The sequence below is a fragment of the Halorubrum rubrum genome (assembly GCF_024494685.1).
Lineage (GTDB): Archaea > Halobacteriota > Halobacteria > Halobacteriales > Haloferacaceae > Halorubrum > Halorubrum rubrum.
The window spans coordinates 63,064-86,205 of record NZ_JANHDM010000002.1; the positions used below are offsets into that span (position 1 = coordinate 63,064).

Consider the following 23,142-nt stretch of genomic DNA (forward strand, 5'->3'; position numbering starts at 1 on the left):
CTCTCACCGGTATAATATGTTACGGAGAGTCACCCGGTCGCAGTCCGGTCGATCCGACGATGCCCGAGGAACCGACAAGTCCGCGCCGCGAACCCGCTTCCCCTCAGACGTGATCGGCGATGTAGCGGTCGATCCGGGACACGAGGTCGGGTTGAAAAGTCCAGAACCCGTCCCAGACGTTGGGCTCGTCCTCGAGCGCGACGAGCGCGGCGTGATCGCCGTTTCCGCCGTCCGTCCCGGCGTCGGCTCCGCCCGGCGGGGTGAAGACCACGAACCACGACCGATGGTAGGGGTACGACGAGCCCGTGTGGATCGTCACCGGAAGCGTCTCAGAGAGGTCGGCGTCGTCCACGCCGTAGACGTGGACGTCGACGCCGATCCGCCCGATCGACTCGTACACCTCGTAGGTGCCGCGCTCGTCCCTGAGCCTCGAGAGCCGCTGGAACGACGAGCGGAGCGTTCCCTCGCCCGTCTCGTTCGCGATCCGCTCTATCACCCGCGAGATGACGATCAAGAGCAGCTTCTCCTTGTTGGACTGGGGGTATCCCCGTACCCTGAACGGCACCTCGTCGAGCCCGCGGAGCACGTCGGGGAGTTCGACCTCCTCGAGGTCTATCGCGCCACTCTTGTACAGATCCGAGTTGATCAGAAGCACCGACTCCAGCAGCTCGTCGAGCGTCGACTGCGCGAGCACCTCGCCGCCCTCGATCAGCGCGACCACGTCTGCGTCGCCGTCGGGAACCTCGACGTCGCGTATCGACACGGGCTGTCCCTCGAGCAGCGAGTCGAGCAGCCCACGGACCGGGTCCGGTGACGATCGGTTGAGCACGACGAGGGACCGATCGGGGGCCTCGATCTCCTCGAAGAACGCGCGTAACGACTCCGGTCTCGTCATGACACTCTCCGGTGAGTGTTCGGGCGAGCCTCACTAATAGTGTTTGCCTCCCCCGCGTCTACGGATGAGCAAGGCGACTGCCTCGGGGGGATCCCGAGGCGGGCCACCGACTCGAGGAGCGGGTCTCACCGTGGGTTTCCGCCTTGGTCCTCTGTGAGTCCGGCGGCCGCGGAAGGGCGGCGACCCGCTACTCGACGTGTTCCTCCACCCACGCGGCGAGGTCGTCGCCGGGGATGAACCCCTCCGCGCGCCGGGCGACGGGCTCGCCGTCGACGAAGAGGACGAAAAGCGGGACGCTACGCACGTCGAATCGCTCGACGAGCGGCGGATCGTCGCGCGGGTTCACGAGCGCCACGTCGACGTCGACCGTGCGCGAGACGTTGCCGAGGACGGGCTCCATGCTCGCGCAGATCCCGCACCCCTCGGTGTAGAACTCGACGAGCGCGGCGTCGGTGTCGGCGAGAAAGTCGTCGAGGGCGGCCTCGTCGGCCAGCGAGATAGGGCGACCGCGGGAAGCGCCCTCGACGCGATCGGCTGCGTCTGACGATACAGTATTGGAATTCATACACACTATTGTGTTCGAGACGGCATAAAGCCTCGCTTCCGGCGACCGTCCGGATCCCCGACTCTCACGTCTCGACTCGCTCCGCCCACGTCGCCGGCAGTCCGGCGTACACCTCGGCGTTGCGCGCCAGCGCCTCGAGGGTGGTGTACTCGTCGACCGCGTGGACCGTGTCGGTTCCGAACGCGAACTCCACGGTCGGCACGCCGGCGTGTCGGAAGGTCTTCGCGTCCCCGCCGCCGGTGGCGCTCCGGCGGTAGATCCGCTCGCCGGAGACGGCGGCCGCCGCGGTGCTCACGGCGCCGACGAGCGGCCCGTCGACCGGCTCGTAGCTGCCGACCGACCAGCTCACGTCGGCGATGGAGACGGCGGGGAACTCGTCGAGACAGTCGCGGACGTCAGCGAGCACGTCGGCGGTCTCGACGCCCGCGGTCAGCCGCACGTCCAGCCGGGCGGTCGCCGCGTCCGGAACGGTGTTCACCGCCTCGCCGCCCTCGATCGTTCCGAGGTTCACCGTCGGATGCGCGAAGAGGTCGCGCGCGGCGGCCGCGCCGAGCGTCGGCTCGTAGTACTCGACCGACTCCTCGATGATCGGCCGGAGCGCCGCGTCGAGGTCGAACTCGCGGGCCGTGAGCCGCGACCGGAGCAGCGAGACGGCCTCCCAGAGACGGTCGATCGCGTTGTCGCCGAGCGACGGCCGAGAGCCGTGTGCGGCGGTCCCTTCGGCGCGCAGCGTGAGCCAGATGCTCCCGCGGTCCGAGACGGTGACCGAGTGACGGCCCCGCGAGCAGGTCGTCTCGCCGATGACGCAGGCGTCGGGCGCGAGCCGGTCGAAGGCGTCGCTCCCGACGAGCGTGTCGACGCCGGCGTCGCCGCCGGTCTCCTCGTCGCCCACGACCGCGAACGCGAGCGTGACCGGCGGGTCGTCGCCGGCCGCGGCGATCGCCTCGCCGGCGGCCAGCATCGCCGCGAGCGGCCCCTTCATGTCGGTCGCTCCCCGGCCGTAGATCCGGTCGCCCGCGCGCTCCCCCAACGGCTCGTGCGTCCACGCGTCGGCGTCGAACGGCACGGTGTCGACGTGGCCGTTGTACAGCAGGGTCCGGTCGCTCCGACCGGGCAGGACCGCGAGCAGGTTCGGCTTCGCCGGATCGGTGATGACGCGCTCGGTCTCGAAGCCGGCGGTCGCCAGCAGGTCGTCGACGTAGTCGACGATGGCCCGAACGCCGCCGGGTGGGTTCCGCGTGTCGAACCCGATCAGGTCGGTCGCGATCTCGACGACACGATCGGTCGAGACGGTCGGTCCGTCGCCGATCGCGTCGGTCGAGACGGTCGGTTCGCCGCCGATCGTATCGATCGATCCGGTCGGTCCGTCGCCGAGGTCGATCGTCTCCGAGTTCTCGTCGGTCATGGTGGTGTGTCGTGATGTGGGTCGGGAGAGGCGATACGGGGAGCGGGTAGCGATCGCGAGCCGGCGGACGAAAACGGTCTCCACCGCTCAGGGGTCGCGCCGGTCAGTCGTCGCTCGGTGCGGCCGCGGCCGTGTCGGCGGCGTCACGGCTGCGCCAGAGCCCTTGAACGTACGCGCCGATGAACATTCCGCCGATCGCGTACAGGATCGGCCAGTTGCCGACCCCGAGGCTGGCGTAGGCCGCGCCGGGACAGATCCCGGAGAGCCCCCAGCCGACGCCGAAGATCGAGCCGCCGACGAGGACGTTCCGGTCGAACGACTTCAGCCGGCGACCGTACGGCCGGCCCGTCAAGGGGGCCGACTCGCGCAGCCTCGGCAGCGTCCAGAACGCGATCCCGGCGACGATCGAGCCGCCGAACATCACGAAGAGGAGCCCGAAGTCGTCGAACGTCAAGAAATCGAGGACGACCTCCGGACGGGCCATGTGGCTGAACCCGAGCCCGAAGCCGAACACGAGCCCCCCGACGAGGACGAGCGGCATGAAGAGGGGATGTCGGCTCACAGCCCCACCCCCAGCGCCGAGACGGCGTTCGCGGTCACGATCGCGACGACGAGGAACGTCGCCACGCCGACGAGCGACGTACGGGAGACGGACCCGACCCCGCAGATGCCGTGTCCCGAGGTACAGCCCTTCCCGACGCGGGTACCGATCCCGACGAGGATCCCGCCGAGGAACAGCCGCCACGGCGAGACCTGCGTGGTCCAGGCGCTGCCCGCGATCGACCAGGGGTCGCCCTGATAGATCAGCGCGTAGACGGCCGCGCCACCGATTATGCCGAGCGTGAAGACGACGCGCCAGTCACGCGAGAGGCGGTATTGCTCGAACCGAGAGCGCCCCGAGACGTACGAGAGCGTCGACTCGAGGAACGTGCTCGCGCCCGCCGTGATCCCCGTCCCGAGGTAGATCAGGACGGTGCCGAGCCCGACGAGCAGCCCGCCGATCGCGTACCGCGATATCCCGTTTGGGAACAGCGCGTCGACCGTTCCGGCCCCGAGCAGGTCGGCGAGTACGCCGGCTATCACCGGCGATCACCTCCGGATACGGAGGGGTCAGTCGGGTTCCGCCTCGCGGCCTGATCGGGGATCACGGTCGGATCAGTCGTCGCTCGTGAGCGCATCCTGGCTCGCGGCGCAGTTGTTCGGGCCGAGCTCGAGCGCGAACGCCTCGTCGTCGTCGACGGCGTTCCGCCCGAGGTTGGTGGCGATGACCTCCTCGTAGTTGGCCGGCCGTGGGGGCATGTCCGCGAGGACGGTCTCGACGAAGGTATCCTCGTCGGCCGAGAGCGCGTCCATGCGCTCGCGGAGCTCGCCGATCGGCGCGGTGTAGGTGCCGTCGGCGGCCGGATCGGCCGCGTCGCTGAAGTGCGCGCCGCCGACGAGCACGTCGTCGTCGAACGTCAACACGCGGTTCTGTAGCGACTCGTACAACAGCCTGGCGGCCTCGGGGGCGCCCTCGTCGCCCTCCTCGAGGTCGGGGCGAGCGACGCTCTCGATGAAGAGGCCGTCGCCGGTCGCGAGGAGGCTCCCGCCGAGCAGGTAGGAGGTCATTCCGGTGGTGTGGCCGGGCGTGAAGACCGTCTCGATCGTCGCCGACCCGACGGCGAACTCCTCGCCGTCGGTCGTCAGCGTGACCTCGTCGGCGTAGGTGACGCCGCGGTCGGCGGCGGCGGACGGGAGGACCGCCTCGACGCCCTCCGCGGCCAGTTCACGGAGCCCGGAGACGTGGTCCGCGTGCACGTGAGTGTCGAACGCGTACGTCAGCTCCACGCCGAGATCCTCGGCGTCGGCGAGGTACCGGTCGGCGAACGCGCGAAGCGGGTCGACGACGGCGGCCTCGTCGCCGTCGTACAGCAGGTAGCCGAGACAGCCGCTCGAGGGGCGCTGGTACTGGAGGAGCGTTCCCGGCCCGTCGTAGTCGGTCACCTCGTGGGCCTCGTAGATCGACGCCCAGCCGTTCATGCCGTCCTCGAGGTGATCGACGTCGTAGCCCCGGTCGGCGAGCGCGCCCGCGACGTACTCGCTCGCGCCGCCCTTCGCACAGAGCACGGTGACGTGCTCGTCGTCGGGGATCGACGCGAGGACGTCGTCGTCGATCTCCTCGTCAAGAAAGTGGAAGTAGGGCGCGTTGATCGACTCGACGTTCTCCCCGTCGATGCGCCACTCCTCGTAGTCGCTCGACATCCGCGCGTCGAGCAGCGTCACCGACTCTCCGGCGTCGATGCGGTCTTTGAGCGTTTCGGGTGCGATCGAGTCGACGTCCGATTCCGGCGTCGGAAAGTCCATCTCGTCTGCGTCCATGTACATCACCTACTATCGGACGTATCGACTTAAATGTTCCCATAGTAATGTACAAGACATACAATATAGATATCCACGTGTGGAGTCGGAGTTCGAGTTTTCGGCCCATTAGAGCGGTGGTTTGGCCCACTATCGCGCGTTGCGATCAATACGTACGCCAGGATCGGACGTCGTATCGTTCAGTAGTTCAGGTCAATCACAAGAATCGACACACTTATCTCCGGACACCCAATATTGTATGCTAGCCCCAACACGGGGATCCCAACCATGAGCACGGAAACCGCGACCGAGACGCTCGACGTGAAAGGACAGAACTGCCCGATGCCGGTCATCAAGACGAAGGGAGCGTTCGACGGCCTCGCGGCCGGCGACGTCCTCGAGATCGTCTCGACGGACTCGGGGAGCATGAGCGACATCAAAGGCTGGGCCGAGTCGACCGAAGGTGCCGAGCTGGTCGACCAGGAGGAGGCCACCGAGGACGGGACGGCGGTGTACAAACACTACGTCCGGAAGGCGGAGTGAGATGAGCGCGGACACACCGCCGTCGTCGGACGGCGAGCTCTCTCCGGACGACGTCGCCGACCTGCGCGCGCAGATCGAGGCGTTGGAGAGCGAGGTCTCCGACCTCCGGAGCGAGGTCGACGAGGGAAGCGCGGACAAGATGGTGATCATCGCGACGAAGGGGACCCTCGACATGGCGTACCCGCCGCTCATCCTCGCGAGCACGGCCGCCGCGTTCGGCTACGACGTCACCGTCTTCCACACCTTCTGGGGGCTCGAGATCCTCCACGAGGAGAACTCGAAGGACCTCGGGTTGAGTTCCGTGGGTAACCCCAACATGCCAGTCCCGAACGCCATCGCCGCACTTCCGGGGATGGATCGAATGACGGCGCGGATGATGCGAAACCGCATCGAGGACAACGACGTGGCCTCCGTCGAGGAGCTGATCGAGACCTCGCTCGCGAGCGGCGTCGACCTCCAGGCGTGTCAGATGACGATCGACCTGCTCGGCTACGACGAGGACGACTTCTACGACGGCGTGACGACCGGCGTGGGCGCGGCCTCCGCCTTCCAGGACATGGCCGACGCGGACATCCAACTGCTCGTTTGAGCCGCCCCGGCGGCGTTCGGAAAGACTCGTATCCCCCCGATCGAAAGGAACCGAACCGCTAGGACTCGTTTTCCGGCGATCGCGACCGACCGATGGCCTTCGACAGCGCGAGCACGTAGCCCAGTCCGTACTGTATCTCGGGGTCGCGGAGCCCGCGAACGAGCCCGACGGCACCCACCTTCGACGGCTCGCTCCGTTGGGCGGACCCGAGTCCCTCCAGGAGCGTCTTCGTTCCCTCGCGGACGTCGTCGTCAGCCGCGGCGTCCGCGACCTCGCCGAGCGCGGCACCGGTGCCCGCGAGCGACCGAACCATCCCGTCGTCGAGCGCGGCCGTCGCGAGCGAGCCGACCTGCCCCAGCTCCGCGAGCTCGTCCAGGGTGCCGCTCCGCTGGAGCTCGATCAGCGTCTCCATCGCCTCGCGGAGCTCGTCGCCGTCCTCCCCGACCGTCTCCGCGAGCGCGACCGTCTCCGCGGTCGCCAGTCCGTCCGCCGACTCCGCGAGCGTCGACGCCGTGTCCGCGAGGTCGGCGACCATCTCGTCGGTGAGCGCGGCCTCGCCGAGCGCGAGCACGTCGAGGAGGTCGTTGACCGCGTCGAGCCGGTCGATGAACGCCGCCACCGCCTCGGGGTTCTCGGCGACGATCGCCTCGAGCTCGTCGCGGTCGAGGTCGGAACGCTCCCCCGACATCTCAGAGCAACCCCCGTGCGGTGAGCCAGTAGGACTCGTTGTACGCCAGCTTCGACCAGTGGAGCTTCTCCGAGGGCGGCGCGGGCGACGGCGGGTTCTCGTAGTCGAACTCGACGAACGACGCCGAGTCCATCCCCGTCTCGATGAAACACAGGGTCTTGCCGTCGTACGTCGCCGTCGCGGGGCGACCGCGGACCTCGCTCGCGAGCCGCCGGCCCACGACGCCCGCCTGGTAGTGAGCGACGCTGCCCGCCTTCGGAACGCCGGTCGTCGCGGCGTCGCCGATCGCGTACACGCCGTCGGCCGCGTCGGCCTCCAGCGTGTGTTTGTCCACGTCGACCCAGCCGCGGTCGCCGAGGTCCGCCTCGTCGACCACGTCGACGCCGCGGTGCGGCGGGACGCCGACGAGTAGGTCGTAATCGATCTCGGACCCCTCCATGGAGGCGATCGTTCCCGCGTCGGGGTCCACCGACTCGGCGTTGAAGAACGTCTCCACGTCGATCCCGCGCTCGTCCATGATCGGCCGGGCCCACTCGGCGATGTTCGCGTTCCCGTGGACGCGGTTGATCGGGTAGGTGTAGGTGATGTCGACGTCCTCGCGCAGCCCGCGCTCGCGGAACCAGTCGTCCGCCATGAAGACGAACTCCAGGGGCGCGGCGGGGCACATGTGCGGCGTCCCCACGACGCTCAGTACGAGGTGCCCCTCCGTCATCGAGAGCAGCTCGTCCCGGAGCGCGACCGCGCCGGACTCCGAGTAGTAGTCGTGGCCGCCCTCGACGAGTCCGGGAACCTCGGCCGGCGCGAGCGTCGATCCCGTCGCGACGACGAGGTAGTCGTACGCGAGCGATCCGGGGGCGTCGCGGAGCGCGAGCGCCTTCGCGTCCGCGTCGATCTCCGTCACTCGGTCGATCACGAGGTCGATCCGGGAGTCGACGAGTTCCCGGAGCGGCCGCCGGCCGTCGGCCGGCTCGCGCTGCCCGAACGGGACGTACAGCCACACCGGCTTGTACACGTGGTCGGGGTCGTCGTTGATCAGGGTCACCTCGACGTCGCCCGCGTCGATCTCGGCGGCGAGCCGGTCGGCGAGGTCGTTCGCGAGCACCGCTCCGCCGGTGCCGCCACCGAGGACCGCGATCCGGTCGACCACGTCAGGTCACCTCCACGTAGAAGCCGTACTCGTCGCCCGTCTCGTCGACGGCGAGCAGTTCGTTATCGGTCTCGCCGACCCACTCCGGGACGTCCGTGAGCGACCCCTCGTTGTCGCTTAACAACAGCACGACGTCGCCCGAACTCGCCGAGCGGACCCGTCCGATGAGGTCCATCAGCGGACCGGGGCAGGCGGCTCCGCGCGCGTCGACCGTGTCCGTCGGTTCGATGTCGATGTCGGTCATGAGTACGCGTGAATATCCGACCCCCGCGAACATAGTATTGTGTATAAATTCCACGTATGTAGAACCGTACCGGACGTTATATACCCCATCGGCGACGACACGAGCGTCTCGGGACGAGTCGAGAGCCGTTCTCGGAACGGACGGCGGCTACGCTACTCGCCGAGTTCGGCGCGGAGGTCACCCATCGTGACCTCGCGTTCGGCGTGTGCGTTGTGCTGGTGGATCGACTCGTCGTTCGACTGTTTCATGCGGATCACGGCGTCGTCGGCGAGGTGGTCGAACTCCGAGAGCGCCCCCTCGGCGAGCGCGCGGACGCAGTCCTCGACGAACTTCGCGTTCGCGTGGGCGTGGTAGGTCATGTGGTCCTCGTCGGGGCGTTTCGCCATGTTGTAGATCCGCGCGCTCATCGAGTCGCGGGCGACGTCGATCACGTCCCGGAGGTCGACCTCGGGGCTGCCGTCCGTGGTGATCGTCAGGGTGGCGTGGCCGCGCTGGGAGTGGCCGGGCTGCGGGACCGCCTCGAGGAACGTCTCGGCGGTCTCCTCGTCGACGCCGAGCCGGTGGAGCTCCTCGCGGGCGCGCGACTCGCTCATCCCCTGCGAGCAGGGACACACCGTCATCCCCGTGACCTCCGCGCCGATCTCGGCGCGGGTCACCTCGTCGGTCGCGGTCGCGCTGGCGAGGATCGTCGCCGTGCTCTGGGTCTCGAGCCCGGAGGCCGGGGTCTCCTCGCGGGTGACGAGCTCCGCCGACATCGACACCTCCGCGGTGGTCGTGTAGTCGTGTTTCTCCAGGAGTCGCTCGGCGGCGTCGCCGCAGACGTCCTCGACGCGATAGGCCTCCTCGCGGGTTATCTCCTCTAAGATCTCGTCTATCGTCGCGAGGTTCCGCGACATGTCGATCCCCTTCCGGCCGCTCGGGAGGTCGACGAACACCTCGAACTCGGCCATGAGCACGATCGGTCGGTCGTCGCCGCGGGCGAGCTTGACGAGCTTCTCCACGCCGGTGACGCCGACCTGTGAGAGCCCGACGGTGACGTCCGGGGCCGACGCCTGTACGTCCGGCAGCTGGTGACTCATTACGAACGTACCAGGGGAGACGAGCGATTAGGGCTTTCGATGACGGGTCTCACGTCGGGTTCTCCGGGACGTCGGGGAGCCGATCGCGCGTTCACTCGCGCCGATCGGTGCTCGACCCCCGTTCCCCCCGAACCGTTCGAGCTTGAGCGCCCTGACCTCCCGCTCCACGTCGAGGCCTTCCAGCTCGTCGAGCGCTCAAAGCCGCGTCGCTCGCCGCTCCGGCGCGTAACGCACCATTTATAACCGCGGCAGCGGAACCGTACCCCAACGACCATGCCGAGTTCCAATGGACCCCAGAAGGCCACTCGCGACAAGCTGTCGAACAAGCCGAGAGACCGCGGAACCTCGCCGCCCCAGCGCGCGATCCAGGAGTTCGAGGAGGGAAGTCAGGTCCACCTCAAGATCGACCCGAGCGTCCAGGAGGGCCGATTTCACCCCCGCTTCGACGGCCGAACCGGCACCGTGATCGGCAAGCAGGGCGCGGCGTTCAAAGTCGAGATCACGGACGGCGGCAAGACCAAGACGCTCATCGTCCGCGCCGCCCACATGAGCCGTCAGCAGTAAGATGACGATCTTTAAGGAGAAGCTCGACGAGGAGTACCTCACCACCGCGGAGGCGAAGGACATCCTCGCCGAGATCGAGGCCGACCGCGCGGCCGACGAGGACCGCGAACTCCGATACGAGCTGGCCCGCGCGATCGAGCACGTGAACCGGTTCGGCCACCTCGACGCCGAGGAGTCCCGCGAACTCGTCCAAGATCTCGTCGATCTCGAACCGATCGACGTTCCGACCGCGGTCAAGATCGCCGACCTCCTGCCGGAGGACCGCACGGAACTCCGCTCCGTCTTCGCACAGGAGCGGTACTCGCTCGACGGCGAGGAGCTCGATCAGGTCCTCGACGTCGTCGCGAAGTACGCCTGAGACGGCCGGTCGGCCCGAACCGTCCCGGCCGGGGTCTCGAGTTTCCCCGACGACAGCGGTTTTTTACCCTTCGGACGCGCTACCTAGTGGCATGACCGACGACGCCACAGACGTCGCCGCCGAGCGCGCCGCGACCTCCGGAGACGGGACGGAGGAGCGCTCCGTCGCCGTCCTCCTCGACGTCCTCCCGAACGGCCGGCCCGACGACGGCCGGCCGGGCTACCAGAAGTCACCGGTCGCGTACGCGCTCGGCGAGTCGTCGTTCGGGCTGTACGAACTGTCCCTGGAGGAGGACGCGGACGTCTCCGTGAGCGACCGGATCGACCTCGACGGACCGGCCGTCTCGCGGTACCGAAAGGTCTCCTTCGACGACCTCACCCGGAACGCGGCCGCCGAGATCGAGTACGCGGTCGAGGCGATCGTCGACGCGGACGAGCGCCGGTTCGTCGACTTCTACAACGAGGCGGAGCCGATCACGCTTCGACTCCACCAGCTCAACCTCCTTCCGGGGATCGGCAAGAAGCTCCGAAACAGGGTCCTCGACGAGCGGAAGCGCGGCCCCTTCGAGAGCTTCGAGGAGGTCGAAGACCGGATCTCGGGGCTCCACAGCCCCCGCGAGGTGATACTCGAACGGATCGCAGAGGAGATCCGCGAGGACGACCTGAAGTACCGGACGTTCGTCGGACGCGGGGAGTGACACGACGCGGGCGCAGGGGGAAGACGCGGACGGGTGACACGACGCGGACGGGGGGACCCAGGAACGGAACGCCACCGCGCCGAAACGGGACTTTTACCCCGAACCGACGTGTAGCGCGGCCATGACCGATCGATCGGCGGGGACCGCGGACGCGTACGGAAACCGTGACCCCGACGCGCTCGCGCGGCGGGCCGGCACCCGCGCGAACCCCGACAACGATCAACACTTCCTCGTCGACGACCGCGTCCTCGACCGGTTGCCGACGTACCTCCCCGACGGTGCGGACGCGAGCCACCTCCTCGAGGTCGGCGGCGGCGCGGGCGCGCTCACGGACCGACTGCTCGCGGCGGCGGGCGCGAACGACCCGGACCCCGCCGGCCGGGTGACCGTGATCGAGCGCGACCCGCCGTTCGCGGCCTTCCTCCGCGAGGAGTTCGCCGACGCGGTCGAGTCGGGGACCCTCGAGGTGATCCAGGGGGACGCGCTGACGGTCGATCTGCCCGAGTTCACCGCCTGTGTCGCGAACCTCCCGTACGGGATCTCCTCGGAGATCGCCTTCCGGCTGCTCCCGGAATCGAGGCCGCTCGTGTTGACCTTCCAGGCGGAGTTCGCCGACCGGATGGTCGCGTCGGCCGGCGAGTCCGAGTACGGCCGGCTCTCGGTCTCGACACAGCACTACGCCGACGTCGAGGTCGTCGAGCGGATCCCCAAGGAGGCGTTCGATCCCCAGCCCGCCGTCGAGAGCGCGGTCGTCCGCTGTACGCCTCGAGACCCCGACTACGAGGTCGACGACGAGGCGTTCTTCCTGCGGTTCGTGAAGGCACTTTTCACCCAGCGGCGCAAGACGGTCCGGAACGCGATCCGCAACACGGCGCACATCTCCGGACTCGACCGGCCCGACGCGGTCGTCGACGCGGCCGACGAGGACCTGCTGTCCCGGCGACCGGGGACGCTCGACCCCTCGGCGTTCGCGGCGCTGGCGGCGCTCGCCAGCGAGCACGGCTCGCCGACGGAGGCGTGAGACGATGACCGACCGGACTCGAACCGAACGACGGCGGACCGGAGAAAACCGATGACGGCCGGGGCGGAGACCCTCGTCGGCGTCCTCGCCGGCGTCGAACGTCTCGTGAGCGAGAACGCCCGGCGCATTCTGATCACGGCGGCGATCCTCGCGGTCGTCGGCGGCGTGAGGCTGGTCGTCGGCCGCGTGAAAGGACGGGACGAGGAGCTCTCCTCGAAACAGCGGCTCGCGCTCTCGACGACGGTCGCCGGGGTCACCGCCGCGGGGGTGCTCTCGCTTCTCGCCGTCTGGGAGCGCAGCGGGGCGCTCGTCGACGCGGTCCAGTCGGCCGCGATCGCCGACCAGCTGTCGAACGTCGTGCTCGCGGTGATCCTACTCGCGAGCGCCTACGCGGTCACCGACTTCCTCGGGGGCGTGATCCGCGAGCTCTCCGTCGAGAGCACGGCGATCTCCGAACACCAGGAGGAGGTGCTCCGCCGGATCGTCCAGTTGAGCGTGTACACGCTCGTCGGCCTCGTGACCATCGGCCTCTTCACCGACAACGTCGGCAGCCTGCTCGTCGGGGCGGGGTTCCTCGGGATCGTGGTCGGGATGGCCGCGAGACAGACGCTCGGGGCCGTCCTCGCCGGCTTCGTGCTGATGTTCTCGCGCCCCTTCGAGGTGGGCGACTGGGTGTCGATCGGCGAACACGAGGGGACCGTCACGGAGATCTCGATCATCAGCACGCGGCTTCGGTCGTTCGACGGGGAGGTGGTGACGATCCCGAACGACGAGGTGCGCGCCGGCGCGGTCATCGACCGATCGCGGCGAAACCGGCTCCGGATCGAGATCGAGGTCGGCGTCGACTACGCCACCGACCTCGACCGGGCGGCGGACGTCATCGGCGAGTCGGTCTCCGGGATCGACGGGGTGGCCCGAATGCCCCAGCCGGACGTCGTGACGAAGCGGTTCGCCGACTCGGCGGTCGTCTTCGGCGTCCGCTACTGGATCACGAACCCGAGCATGCGCAAGCGCTGGCGGACCCAGACCGCGGTCATGAGCGCGATCAAGACCGCGTTCGAGGACGAGGGGATCACGATCCCCTTCCCGCAGCAGACGCTCTCGAGCCGCACGAAGGGGGCCGACGCCGAGATGGAGGCCAGGATCGGCGGTGCCGCCGAGGGCGAGCCCACGCCGTCGAGCGAGGACAGCTCGGAGGGAGCGTGAACGGTCTCGACCGCGACGGACCGGCGGTGTACCGGCCCGCGGAGGACTCCGGGCTGCTGGCGGAGGCGGCCGTCGAGAGCGCTCGCGGGCGCGTGCTGGAGGTCGGCACCGGCTCCGGCTGGGTCGCGGAGCGGATCGCCGAGGAGCGCGGGCTCCGCGTCGTGGGCAGCGACCGCAACCCCCACGCGGCGCGGGAGGCCCGCGGGCGCGGCGTGGAGGCGGTCGTCGCCGACCTGCTCGACCCGTTCCGCGCCGACGCGTTCGACACGGTGTGTTTCAACCCGCCGTACCTCCCGACCGACCCCGAGAACGAGTGGGACGACTGGATGGAACGGGCGCTCTCGGGCGGCGAGTCCGGCAGGGAACTCATCGAGCCGTTCCTCGCCGACGTGGGTCGGGTGCTCGCGCCCGACGGCGTCGTCCTCCTGCTCGTTTCCTCGCTCACGGGATACGAGGAGGTGCTGGCGCTGGTCGAGGCGGCCGGCTTCGCCCACGAGGTCGCACTCGAGGAGTCGTTCCCGTTCGAGACGCTCAGCGTGTTGCGGCTCGAACGACGCGTCTGACCCGCTCGTCGGACTCGCCGCGTCCGCTCGCCTCGAACCGGCTCGGGTGGATCAGGGTCGCGAGCGCCTCCAGCGCGTCGACGACGCGGTGGCTGTGGCGGTTCAGGTAGGCGGTGCCGTCCATCGCGTACACCCGTCCCTCACGCACCGCGGCCACGCCGTCGAGCGACTCGCGCTCCAGCAGGTCGAGCGCCCGTCCGTGAGCCTCGCCGACGTCGGCGCTACAGGGGCCGACGACGAGCACTTCCGGGTCGAACGCGCGCAGCTCTTCGGGATCGACCTTCCGCGACCGCTCGCCGGCCGCCACGAGTCCCGGCTCCCCGCCGGCGAGACGGACCAGGTCGGGGATCCAGAGCCCGCCGTGGCGGACCGGGTCCGTCCAGTCGAGGACGGCGACGCGGGGGCGGGCGGCCTCCGTCCCGCCCCCCACGGTTCCGCCCGGAACCGCGTCGGCGACGGCGTCGATCCGGGTTTCGAGGTCGGCGCGCAGTTCGGCCGCGGCGTCCGGACGGCCGACCGCCTCGCCGATCCGCTCGACGTTCGCGAGCACGTCCCCGAGGTCGTCGGCGTGAACGTCGAGCACCGCGGCGTCGAGGTCGAGCCGCTCGACCGCCCGGCGGGCGAGGCCGGCGTCGAGCGCGCAGACGGCACAGACGCCCTGCGTGAGTATCGCGTCCGGGTCGGCCGCGGCGAGCGCGTCGCCGTCGAGGTAGTAGGTGTCGTCGTGGGCGGCGATCCGGTCGAACCCGTCGGGGTCGCCGTCGAGGTCGCGGACGAGCCCGGTGAGCGTCGGGCGGTCGGCCGCCGCCGGCGGGCGGTCACACTGGTGGGAGACCGCGGCGGGCGTGACGCCGAGCGCCGCCGTGACCTCCGTCGCCGAGGGGAAAAGCGAGACGACGGACATGGATCGCGGTTCGACGCCATCGATGGTAAGGGTTCGGCTCCGGCTCTCGACGGGAGCGCGAGGATAACCGAGAAACATGAAACAGGTTCGCAAATATTATACAACGGCATATCCAACGCTCGGTGATGACTGAACGAGTCGCGGCCACGCCGGGGATCTATCCGCTCCCGGACTGGGCGAAAGAGACGCTTTCGGACCTGAAAGGCCATCAGAAGGGCGATCTCCTGAGCGGCGACGAGGGAGGCGAGATCGCCGAGGCGTACGACGAGGTCCGCGCGGAGTTCGTCGACGACCAGCTCGGGGCCGGTCTCGACCGCGTCGTCGAGGGACAGGGCCGCTGGGACGACATGATCGCGCACCCGCTCACGGTTCACGAGAGCGTCGAGACCGGCGGGATCGTCCGCTACTACGACAACAACAACTTCTACCGCGACCCGCGCGTGGTCGACGACCTCGGCTTCTCCGGCGACGTCGCCGCCGAGCTGGAGGCGGCCGCCGACCTGATCGACGGGACGGACGTCGGCGACGCCCCGCTCGCGGCGACGCTGCCCGGCCCGTACTCGCTCGCGGCGCTCGCGACCGACGAGCACTACGGCGACGAGAGCGCGTTCCAGGCGGCGATAGCCGACTTCCTCGCCGGCGAGCTCGAGGCGTTTCCCGCCCACGAGACGCTGTTCCTCCTCGAGCCGTCGCTGGTGACGGACCCGCCGGCGGAGGGAGCAGAGGAGCGGGCGACCGACGCGATCGCGACGGTCGCCGACGCGACCGACGCCGACGTGGTCGTCCAGACCTCGTACGGCGCGCTCGACGAGAAGCTGTACGCCCACCTCGTCGACGAGGCCGACGCGGACGCGCTCGGCCTCGACCTCGTCGCCGGCGACCGCGAGGACACGGTGTACAACGTCCAGGAGTACGGCGCGACCGACTCGGTCGCGCTCGGCCTCGTCGACGGCCAGAACACGCTGGTCGAGGAGCCGGAGACGGTGGCGGAGCGCGTCGAGTGGTTCGAGGGACAGGTTCCGGCCGCCGACTTCGAGGCCACCTACCTGACGCCGAACACGGAGCTGTTCTACCTGCCGGAGAACAAGTACCGCGCGAAGCTGTCCGCGCTCGCCGCCGCCACGGAGGTGTTAGAGTAATGGTCCGAAACCCGTCCGCCAACCGCGCCCAGTTCCGCCCGCACGACCACCCGAACGACTCGTTCCTGCTCACGACCGTCGTCGGCTCGTACCCGAAGCCGAAGTGGCTGAACCGCGCCGACGAGCTCGTCGAGGACCCCGACTCGAAGTTCGACGAGTCGGATCTGACGGAGGCGCACGACGACGCCTGCCGGCTGATCACCCACGAGCACGAGCGCGCCGGCCTCGACACCGTCGTCGACGGCGAGATGCGCCGCAACGAGATGGTGGAGTTCTTCGCCGAGCGCATCGACGGCTACGAGTTCAACGGGCCGGTGAAAGTGTGGGGCCACAACTACTTCGACAAGCCGTCGGTCGTCGAGGAGGTCTCGTACGACGAGCCGTGGCTCGTCGAGGAGTTCGCGTTCACCACGAACGTCGCCGAGCGCCCCGTCAAGGTCCCCATCACGGGGCCGTACACCCTCGGCTTCTGGGCGTTCAACGAGGCGTACCCCTCCACCGAGGAGCTCGTCTACGACCTCGCGGACCTCGTGAACGAGGAGGTCGAGAAGCTGGTCGAGGCGGGCGCGCGCTACGTCCAGATCGACGAGCCCGCGCTGGCGACGACGCCGGAGGACCACGCCATCGTCGGCGAGGCGCTCGACCGGATCGTCTCGGGGATCGACGAGGACGTGCGGATCGGCCTCCACGTCTGTTACGGCGACTACTCGCGGATCTATCCCGAGATCAACGACTTCCCGATCGACGAGTTCGACGTGGAGCTGTGTAACGGCGACTACGAGCAGATCCCGACGTTCCAGGAGCCCGCGTTCGAGCCCGACCTCGCGCTCGGCGTCGTCGACGCCCACACCGCCGAGATCGAGCCGGTCGAGGAGATCAAGGCGAACATCCGCCAGGGGCTGCGCGTCGTTCCCCCGGAGAAACTGACGATCTCGCCCGACTGCGGGCTGAAGCTGCTGCCCCGCGAGATCGCCTACGGCAAGACCGAGAACATGGTCGAGGCCGCGCGCCAGGTCGAAGCCGAGATCGACGCCGGCGAGATCGACCTCGACGCGCCGCTCGCGGACGACTGAGGCGGTTCGAACGGCGGCCGCTCCGGATCGGTGACCGATTCGCCTCCTTGCCCGATCACACTCCCGTTACCGGGCGTTTATGCGGGTCGAGTCCGTGTCTCCGACATGGCAAACGTCATCGTCGTCGGCGGCGGCCCCGCCGGCCTGAGCGCAGCCCTCTTCGCGGCAAAGAACGGTCTCGAGACGACGGTCTTCGACACCGACGGCACGTGGATGCACAAGGCGCACCTGTTCAACTACCCCGGCATCGGGTCGGTGGACGGCACCCTCCTCGTCGACACGATGCGGGACCAGGTCGACGACTTCGGCGTCGAGCGCCACCAGGGCGTCGAGGTGACGGGCGTCGAGGAGAGCGGGGACGGCTTCGTCGTCTCGACCACGGAGGACGAGCACGCGGCGGACTACGTCGTGCTCGCGACCGGCGCGAGCCGAGACCTCGCGGAGGACCTCGGCTGTGACTTCTCCGAGGACGACACCGTCGACGTCGGCGTGGACATGGAGACCTCCGTGGAGGACGCCTACGCGACGGGCGCGATGGTCCGCGCCGAGGAGTGGCAGGCGGTCATCTCCGCCGGCGACGGCGCGGCGGCCGCGCTCAACGTCCTCTCGAAGGAGAAGGGCGAACACTACCACGACTTCGACGTGCCCGCGGACGCCGAGCGGGTGCTCGGCTCGCTCGTCGACGAGGAGTAGGACCGGAGTCGTGGGTCCGTTTTCTTAAGTCCCCCGCGGCGCAGCCGATCGGTATGGACATCGGCGTGACCGTCGGCGACGACCTCGATCGACTGGCGGGGTCGCCGGCGGCGTTCGACTTCGTCGAACTCGGCGTGGGCGCGGGCAGCCTCCCGCCCGAATCGATCGACCCGGACCGACTGGAGCGGGCGCTGGCGGGTCGCGACCTGATGGTTCACCTCCCGTACAGCCAGCTGCTCACGAGCTACGCGCCCGAGGTCAACGACGCCATCGTCGCCTACCAGCGGCGGCTGTTGGAGGCGACCGGCGACCTCGGCGCGGAGAAGGCGGTCCTCCACGCCACCTCGGCCGACCGCGACGACGTCGAGTTCCGCGAGGTCGCGGCCGACCAGCTCCGTCGCGTCGCCGACGCCGGCCGCGAGGCTGGCGTCGAGGTCGTCGTCGAGAACGTGGGACACCAGCACCGCGGGATCCAGCTGTCGGTGCTCGGTGATATCGTCCGCGAGACGGACGCTGCGGTCTGTTTCGATGTCGGCCACGCCTACATGGAGGGCGGCAACAAGGCCATACGGCGGTTCCTCCGGAGCCACGGCGACCGCGTCTCGCACCTCCACTGTCACGACGTGCGGCGACGCGGCGACACCCACATGCCGGTCGGGGCCGGCGAAGTGGACTACGGGAGCGTGAGCGACGCGCTCGGCGAGTTCGACGGCACCGTCGCGCTCGAGGTGTTCACCGACGACGGCGCGCTGCTCCTCGACTCCGCCGAGCGCGTCGCCGGCCACCTCGGCGCGGAGTGGTGACCGGACCGGTCAGGGTTCGTCGTTCCCCTCGGGCCGGTCGGGAGCGCCATCGTCTCCCTCGGGCTCCTCGTCCGCGTCGCCGTCCTCGTCGAGCTGGCTCTTGATCGACTCCAACTCCGACTCGACGTCGACCTCGGGTCGCGCCTCGTCGGCGGGTCGGTTCGCGTCCGCCGGCGCGTCGCTCCCGTCCGCGTCCGTCGAGCCCTCGCCGCGGTCGTCGTCAGGGTCGGTGACGTCGATGCGGACCGCCCCGTCGTCGGAGCGGGCGTCGCTCCGTCCTCGGTCGGCGGCTCCGGCCCGCTCGCCGCTCCCGGTCCGCTCGCCGGCGTCGCGCTCCGGCCGTCTCGCCGCGTCCGCCTCCCGGCGGCCCTCCTCGATCCGGGCTTCGATCTCGGCGGAGAGGTCGCGCGCGTCCTCGATGATCGAGCGCGAGGCGGCCTCCTCGGGGAGGTCGGCCTCCGCGAGCGCGGTCCGAAGCTCGGAGAGCGAGCGCGCGAGCCCCCCGGCCGCGCCGTCGCGAACCCCCGCGAGTCGGTCCGCGGTCGCGTCCGCGTCCTCCCGTAACTCCCGTCCGGGATCGAGCAGCCGGAGGGTTCCGCGCACCAGCTCCAGCGACGTGATCGTCGTCTCGAGGAGGGCGATCAGCGTCGGGATCGTGTACTGCTCGGTGAATCGGACCAGCTCGGAGAGGCGGGGCGGGCGCGGGGGACCGCGGCGGTCGCGCTCGGTTTCCCGGAGGTCGCGCCGGAGTTCGGAGAGCACGTCCTCGAGCTCGTCGAGCCGCTCCTCGAGGTCGTCGTCGCGCGGGCCGTCGCGGGAACCACGGGAACTCATGTACGGCCGTACGCGGCCGGGAGATAAAAAGGCCGTCCGGAGGGAAGGGTCGCCCCGATCCGCCGCTACTCGAACCGGCCGCGGCGGTACTGGACGGGCCACTCGACCGCCGCGCCGAGCTCGTGGGCGGCCTCGAGCGGCCAGTAGGGGTGTCGAAGCAGCTCGCGGCCGAGCGCGACGAGGTCGGCGCGTCCGTTGCGCACGAGCGCGTCGGCGTGGGCCGGCTCCGTGATCCCGCCGACGGCGGCCACGGGCACGTCGGTCCCCTCGCGGATCGCCTCGGCGTACGGCACCTGGTAGCCCGGTCCCGCGTTCGGGATCTCCTGGTCCGGGTGGATCCCGCCGCCGGAGACGTCGATCAGGTCCGCACCGGCCTCGGCGAGCAGCGGGGCCAGCCGCACCGAGTCGTCGACGTCCCACGAGTCGCGGTCGGGGAGCCAGTCGGTCGCGGAGATCCGGACGAAGACGGGCCTGTCGTCGGGCCACACCTCGCGGACCGCCGCGACGACCTCGCGAACCAACCGCGTCCGGTTCTCGAAGCTCCCGCCGTACTCGTCGTCGCGGTCGTTGGTGACCGGCGAGAGGAACTGGTGGAGGAGGTAGCCGTGCGCGGCGTGGACCTCGGCGATCCCGAAGCCGGCGGAGCGGGCGCGCTCCGCGGCCGCGGCGAACGCGTCGATCACGTCCGCGACGTCGTCGCCGTCCATCCGTCGGGTCGCGGCGGGCTCCTCGTCGGGGTACGGCTCGTCCGTCGCGGAGACCGTCTCCCATCCCTCCTCGTGATCGAGCGGGAGCGCGTGGCCGCCCTCGCTCGGGGGAGCGTGGGAGGCCTTCCGGCCGGCGTGGGCCAGCTGGATCGCGGGGATCGCGCCCCGCGACCGGACGAACGAGGTGATCGGCTCGAGCGCCTCGGCCTGCTCGTCGGACCAGATGCCCAGACAGCCGGGCGTGATGCGGCCGCGACGCTCGACGCCGGTCGCCTCCGTCATCACGACGCCCGCGCCGCCGACCGCCCGACTCCCGAGGTGGACCCGGTGCCACTCGTTCGGCATCCCCTCCTCGGCGGAGTACTGACACATCGGGGAGAGCATGACTCGGTTCGGAATCTCCGTATCGCGCAGCGAGAACGGCGTGAAAAGCGAGTCCGTCATCGTCGGATCGACGCCGCCGTCGCAGTAATGCCCTCCGGTAGCCCGCCGCCATCGCCGCCATCGCCGGCGGCTATCGGCGCGATTTAGGCCGACCGAAACTCATAACGTCGCTCGTCCCCGAGCGGCCGTTAATGAGCAGCGGAGAACGCGTCGAACGCGACCCCGACGCTCCGGGCGACGCGCCGCCGACCGTGGCGACGAATCACACCACTCCCGACCGTACCGTCTTCATCGAGGAGGGCAACACCGACGCCTGGATCGCGACCGACCTGACCGTCGAACCCGAACGCTGAGGAGAAACGGCCGCCGAAGATCACGCCCCTATCACCGACCGTCGGACACCGACGGAAATCGCTGGCCGATCAGTCGAGCGCTTCGGGGCTGACGAGCGTGTCGTCCTCGAGGTAGTGCTCGACGTGGTGGCCGTGCTCCTCGACGTCCTCCAACACGTCGCGGAGGTGGTCCTCCGTGGTGTAGTCGCCGAGGTTGTTGGCGAGCCGGACGTGCTCGCGTAAGCTCTCCACGACGTCGCCGAACATCTCGAGGTCGTTCTCGAGCGACGTTCGAACGTCGTAGGCGTCGGCGTCCTCGGGGGTCACCGGCGCGTGCTCCTCGTAGTTCGCGCCGCCGGAGAGCGGGACGCCGCCGAGCGCCTGCGCGCGCTCGGCGATCGCGTCGGCCCCCTCCTCGAGGTCGGCCGCGACCTCGCCGAGGTACTCGTGGACGTCGCGGAACTCCGCGCCCTCGACGAGCCAGTGGTGTTTCTTGATCTGGTGGTACAACACGTACGTGGCCGCGAGGTCGGTGTTGAGCGCGTCGACGAGCTGTTCGGCTTTCTCCGCCGGGATCCGCAGCGCCTCGCTCTCGTGTACCTCCCCGTACCGCTGACGGGGCTGTATTTGGGTGCTCATGACGTCTCGACGTAGGGGACACACCCACTTAATGCTTTCATTATCAAAAACAGATTTTCGATAGCTGAAAGAATAATTCATATATTGTGTTCCTCCCGTCGAGCGTCCGCGGCCCGATCGACGGGCGTTCCGCGGACGCGGCCCGCCACGAAGGGAAACGTCTTAATGGAGTACGCGCGCATTCTCCAGTGTATGAGCAACGGCGATGACGACCCGGCCGACGCCTCCGAGGGGGCAGACGCCGACGACGCGGCGGCGGCCGACGAGCCCGAGGCGACCGCTCCGACGCTCCCCGACGAGGCCACCGAGGAGTCCCTGACCGAGTACCTCGACGAGATCGAGGCCGCGCTCGAGGACGCCGAGACCGAGGCGGACCTCGACGACGTCGAGGCGCTGCTCGACGACGCCGAGGACGCCCTGGCTGACGCCGACCTCCCTGAACCCGACGAGGACGACGAGGACGCCGACGACCCGCGTGGCGACCTCGAAGACCGTATCGCGGCGCTCCGCGAGGGGGTCGAGGACGCCCGCGGCCCCTACGCCGAGGACGTCGTCGAGGCGATCGAGGCGGCGGCCTCGACGCTCGAGGACACCGAGTGGACCGCCGACGGTCACGATGACGCCGCGGACGCGGTCCGCGCGTTCATCGACGCGGCAGCCGACGCGATCGACGTGCCGGCGGTCGAGGACGACGCCGACGGGGGCGCGGCGGACGCGCTCCTCGACGAGGTCGCGGAGACGGACGACGCTGGGACGGAGACGGACGGTTCGGAGACGGACGCCGACGCGGAGACGGCGGACGCGGACGAGGCGGCGGACGCCACCGATCTCGACGGGGCCGTCCCGATCGCGGAGCTCGTCGCCGCGCTCGACGCGGTCGCCGGCGCGATCGGCGAGGTGGACCTCGATCCCGACGACGACGCGGAGACGATCGCGGCGCTCCTGGAGGCGACCGACGCGCTCGAGGACGGCCTGGAGGACGCCGAGGAGTGGGACGACCTCGAGACCCACGAGCAGCTCCGCGCGCAGGGGTACTACGACGTGCTCGGCCACTACAAGGACTTCCCGGTCGAGTGGGCCGCCCTGAAGGAACACGAGGCGCGCGGCAACGTCGACATGATCCTGCTCGCGCTCGACTCCCTCCAGTCGGACTTCATGGAGCGCCACTGTCTCGAGGCGCTCGAGCGGATGGGCAAACGGGGCAAGACCGAGGCCTCGCTCGAGGAACTGCTCGGCCGCGCCGGCAAGCGCGACCAGTTCGCGATCCGCATCCTCGGGAAGATGGCGGCCGAGGAGGCAACCGAGACGCTCCTCGAGTACGTCGACGAGGACTCGAACCCGCAGCTCCAGAAGGCGACGTTCAAGGCGCTCGGCGAGATCGGCGCGGTCGACGCGGTCGGCCCGCTCGCGGCGAAACTGGAGATGGAGAACGACCACGTCCGTCCGCTCGCCGCGCGCGCGCTCGGACTCATCGGCGACACGCGGGCGATCGACCCGCTCGCCGACGCGCTCGCCGAGGACGACGCCGACGACGTCCGCGCGGCCGCCGGCTGGGCGCTCCGCCAGATCGGCACGCGGGAGGCGCTCGAGACGGTCGCCGAGTACGCCGACGAGCGCTCCTTCGTCGTCCAGACGGAAGCCGAGAAGGCGCGGACGGCCCTCGACGCCGCGGCGACGCCGGCGTAGTCGATCGGGTTAGCTCTCTCGTTCGTTTCGGATCGCTTTCGAATCTC

The 23,142-nt window shown here is 69.7% G+C and carries 28 protein-coding genes; 14 read left to right on the top strand and 14 right to left on the bottom strand.

Annotation, left to right across the window (positions count from 1 at the left end; translation table 11 throughout):
* Positions 1-103: 103 nt before the first annotated feature.
* The 6 genes from NO889_RS02565 to NO889_RS02590 all read right to left on the bottom strand — a co-directional run bounded on the left by NO889_RS02565 (position 104) and on the right by NO889_RS02590 (position 5,223).
* A complete protein-coding gene (locus tag NO889_RS02565; RefSeq protein WP_256410699.1) occupies positions 104-895 on the bottom strand; it encodes a DICT sensory domain-containing protein in 792 nt (263 codons plus the stop codon).
* 187 nt (positions 896-1,082) lie between these two features.
* Positions 1,083-1,460 (bottom strand): thioredoxin family protein, encoded by a 378-nt coding sequence (locus NO889_RS02570; protein WP_256410700.1) that lies wholly within the window; start codon positions 1,458-1,460, stop codon positions 1,083-1,085.
* Positions 1,461-1,524: 64 nt separating this feature from the next.
* Positions 1,525-2,865, bottom strand: coding sequence for a M20 family metallopeptidase (locus tag NO889_RS02575; protein ID WP_256410701.1), 1,341 nt, complete (start codon positions 2,863-2,865; stop codon positions 1,525-1,527).
* Between the two features lie 103 nt (positions 2,866-2,968).
* On the bottom strand, positions 2,969-3,406 hold the full coding sequence (locus tag NO889_RS02580) for a YeeE/YedE family protein (protein WP_256410987.1): 438 nt from the start codon (positions 3,404-3,406) through the stop codon (positions 2,969-2,971).
* 17 nt (positions 3,407-3,423) lie between these two features.
* Entirely contained in the window at positions 3,424-3,948 is a 525-nt protein-coding gene (locus tag NO889_RS02585) for a YeeE/YedE family protein (RefSeq protein WP_256410702.1), read from the bottom strand.
* Positions 3,949-4,020: 72 nt separating this feature from the next.
* Positions 4,021-5,223, bottom strand: coding sequence for an MBL fold metallo-hydrolase (locus NO889_RS02590; RefSeq protein ID WP_256410703.1), 1,203 nt, complete (start codon positions 5,221-5,223; stop codon positions 4,021-4,023).
* A gap of 267 nt (positions 5,224-5,490) precedes the next feature.
* On the opposite strand from NO889_RS02590, the gene NO889_RS02595 reads away from it, so the two are divergent.
* Positions 5,491-5,745 (top strand): sulfurtransferase TusA family protein, encoded by a 255-nt coding sequence (locus tag NO889_RS02595; RefSeq protein ID WP_256410704.1) that lies wholly within the window; start codon positions 5,491-5,493, stop codon positions 5,743-5,745.
* A 1-nt stretch (position 5,746) separates the two neighbouring features.
* A complete protein-coding gene (locus tag NO889_RS02600; RefSeq protein ID WP_256410705.1) occupies positions 5,747-6,334 on the top strand; it encodes a DsrE/DsrF/DrsH-like family protein in 588 nt (195 codons plus the stop codon).
* A gap of 58 nt (positions 6,335-6,392) precedes the next feature.
* On the opposite strand, the gene NO889_RS02605 is transcribed toward NO889_RS02600, so the two are convergent.
* From NO889_RS02605 to mptA, 4 genes are all read right to left on the bottom strand, one after another.
* The gene (locus NO889_RS02605) at positions 6,393-7,022 is read right to left on the bottom strand and encodes a helical membrane plugin domain-containing protein (RefSeq protein ID WP_256410706.1); all 630 of its coding nucleotides are present in this window, start codon (positions 7,020-7,022) and stop codon (positions 6,393-6,395) included.
* Between the two features lies 1 nt (position 7,023).
* Positions 7,024-8,169, bottom strand: a complete 1,146-nt coding sequence (locus NO889_RS02610) for an NAD(P)/FAD-dependent oxidoreductase (protein WP_256410707.1) — start codon at positions 8,167-8,169, stop codon at positions 7,024-7,026.
* Between the two features lies 1 nt (position 8,170).
* Complete coding sequence (locus NO889_RS02615) at positions 8,171-8,413, bottom strand: sulfurtransferase TusA family protein (RefSeq protein ID WP_256410708.1); 243 nt, start codon at positions 8,411-8,413, stop codon at positions 8,171-8,173.
* 152 nt (positions 8,414-8,565) lie between these two features.
* Positions 8,566-9,492: a GTP cyclohydrolase MptA gene (mptA, locus tag NO889_RS02620; RefSeq protein WP_256410709.1), complete on the bottom strand. Its 927-nt coding sequence runs from the start codon at positions 9,490-9,492 to the stop codon at positions 8,566-8,568.
* A gap of 273 nt (positions 9,493-9,765) precedes the next feature.
* Here mptA and NO889_RS02625 point away from each other — a divergent pair, with 273 nt between their 5' ends.
* From NO889_RS02625 to NO889_RS02650, 6 genes are all read left to right on the top strand, one after another.
* Entirely contained in the window at positions 9,766-10,056 is a 291-nt protein-coding gene (locus NO889_RS02625) for a 50S ribosomal protein L21e (protein WP_256410710.1), read from the top strand.
* Between the two features lies 1 nt (position 10,057).
* Positions 10,058-10,414, top strand: a complete 357-nt coding sequence (locus NO889_RS02630; RefSeq protein WP_256410712.1) for an RNA polymerase Rpb4 family protein — start codon at positions 10,058-10,060, stop codon at positions 10,412-10,414.
* Between the two features lie 91 nt (positions 10,415-10,505).
* Positions 10,506-11,111 (top strand): DUF655 domain-containing protein, encoded by a 606-nt coding sequence (locus NO889_RS02635; RefSeq protein WP_256410713.1) that lies wholly within the window; start codon positions 10,506-10,508, stop codon positions 11,109-11,111.
* Positions 11,112-11,232: 121 nt separating this feature from the next.
* Entirely contained in the window at positions 11,233-12,132 is a 900-nt protein-coding gene (locus tag NO889_RS02640) for a 16S ribosomal RNA methyltransferase A (RefSeq protein ID WP_256410714.1), read from the top strand.
* A gap of 51 nt (positions 12,133-12,183) precedes the next feature.
* Positions 12,184-13,338, top strand: coding sequence for a mechanosensitive ion channel family protein (locus NO889_RS02645; protein ID WP_256410715.1), 1,155 nt, complete (start codon positions 12,184-12,186; stop codon positions 13,336-13,338).
* Positions 13,335-13,901 carry a HemK2/MTQ2 family protein methyltransferase gene (locus NO889_RS02650; RefSeq protein ID WP_256410716.1) on the top strand — a complete coding sequence of 189 codons (567 nt, stop codon included), beginning with the start codon at positions 13,335-13,337 and terminating at the stop codon, positions 13,899-13,901. The genes NO889_RS02645 and NO889_RS02650 overlap by 4 nt, the downstream gene beginning before the upstream one ends.
* Here the strand turns inward: NO889_RS02650 and NO889_RS02655 are convergent.
* On the bottom strand, positions 13,870-14,805 hold the full coding sequence (locus NO889_RS02655) for an ABC transporter substrate-binding protein (protein WP_256410717.1): 936 nt from the start codon (positions 14,803-14,805) through the stop codon (positions 13,870-13,872). The two genes, NO889_RS02650 and NO889_RS02655, sit on opposite strands and share 32 nt — an antisense overlap.
* A gap of 125 nt (positions 14,806-14,930) precedes the next feature.
* Here NO889_RS02655 and NO889_RS02660 point away from each other — a divergent pair, with 125 nt between their 5' ends.
* Genes NO889_RS02660 through NO889_RS02675 form a run of 4 tightly spaced genes read left to right on the top strand, consistent with a single transcriptional unit; the run spans position 14,931 to position 18,513 of the window.
* Positions 14,931-15,944: a 5-methyltetrahydropteroyltriglutamate--homocysteine methyltransferase gene (locus NO889_RS02660; RefSeq protein WP_256410718.1), complete on the top strand. Its 1,014-nt coding sequence runs from the start codon at positions 14,931-14,933 to the stop codon at positions 15,942-15,944.
* Complete coding sequence (locus NO889_RS02665; protein WP_256410719.1) at positions 15,944-17,017, top strand: methionine synthase; 1,074 nt, start codon at positions 15,944-15,946, stop codon at positions 17,015-17,017. Before NO889_RS02660 ends, NO889_RS02665 begins: the two co-directional genes overlap by 1 nt.
* A gap of 54 nt (positions 17,018-17,071) precedes the next feature.
* A complete protein-coding gene (locus NO889_RS02670) occupies positions 17,072-17,710 on the top strand; it encodes an NAD(P)/FAD-dependent oxidoreductase (RefSeq protein ID WP_256410988.1) in 639 nt (212 codons plus the stop codon).
* Positions 17,711-17,763: 53 nt separating this feature from the next.
* Positions 17,764-18,513 carry a sugar phosphate isomerase/epimerase family protein gene (locus tag NO889_RS02675; RefSeq protein ID WP_256410720.1) on the top strand — a complete coding sequence of 250 codons (750 nt, stop codon included), beginning with the start codon at positions 17,764-17,766 and terminating at the stop codon, positions 18,511-18,513.
* Positions 18,514-18,522: 9 nt separating this feature from the next.
* On the opposite strand, the gene NO889_RS02680 is transcribed toward NO889_RS02675, so the two are convergent.
* Positions 18,523-19,347 carry a DUF7547 family protein gene (locus tag NO889_RS02680; RefSeq protein WP_256410721.1) on the bottom strand — a complete coding sequence of 275 codons (825 nt, stop codon included), beginning with the start codon at positions 19,345-19,347 and terminating at the stop codon, positions 18,523-18,525.
* Positions 19,348-19,412: 65 nt separating this feature from the next.
* Positions 19,413-20,498, bottom strand: a complete 1,086-nt coding sequence (locus NO889_RS02685) for an NADH:flavin oxidoreductase/NADH oxidase (RefSeq protein ID WP_256410722.1) — start codon at positions 20,496-20,498, stop codon at positions 19,413-19,415.
* Between the two features lie 131 nt (positions 20,499-20,629).
* On the opposite strand from NO889_RS02685, the gene NO889_RS02690 reads away from it, so the two are divergent.
* On the top strand, positions 20,630-20,791 hold the full coding sequence (locus tag NO889_RS02690; RefSeq protein WP_256410723.1) for a hypothetical protein: 162 nt from the start codon (positions 20,630-20,632) through the stop codon (positions 20,789-20,791).
* Positions 20,792-20,860: 69 nt separating this feature from the next.
* Here NO889_RS02690 and dpsA read toward each other — a convergent pair whose 3' ends face one another.
* Complete coding sequence (dpsA, locus tag NO889_RS02695; RefSeq protein WP_256410724.1) at positions 20,861-21,409, bottom strand: DNA starvation/stationary phase protection protein DpsA; 549 nt, start codon at positions 21,407-21,409, stop codon at positions 20,861-20,863.
* Positions 21,410-21,601: 192 nt separating this feature from the next.
* Between dpsA and NO889_RS02700 the strand changes: the two genes are divergently transcribed.
* A complete protein-coding gene (locus NO889_RS02700; RefSeq protein ID WP_256410725.1) occupies positions 21,602-23,095 on the top strand; it encodes a HEAT repeat domain-containing protein in 1,494 nt (497 codons plus the stop codon).
* Positions 23,096-23,142: the final 47 nt, after the last annotated feature.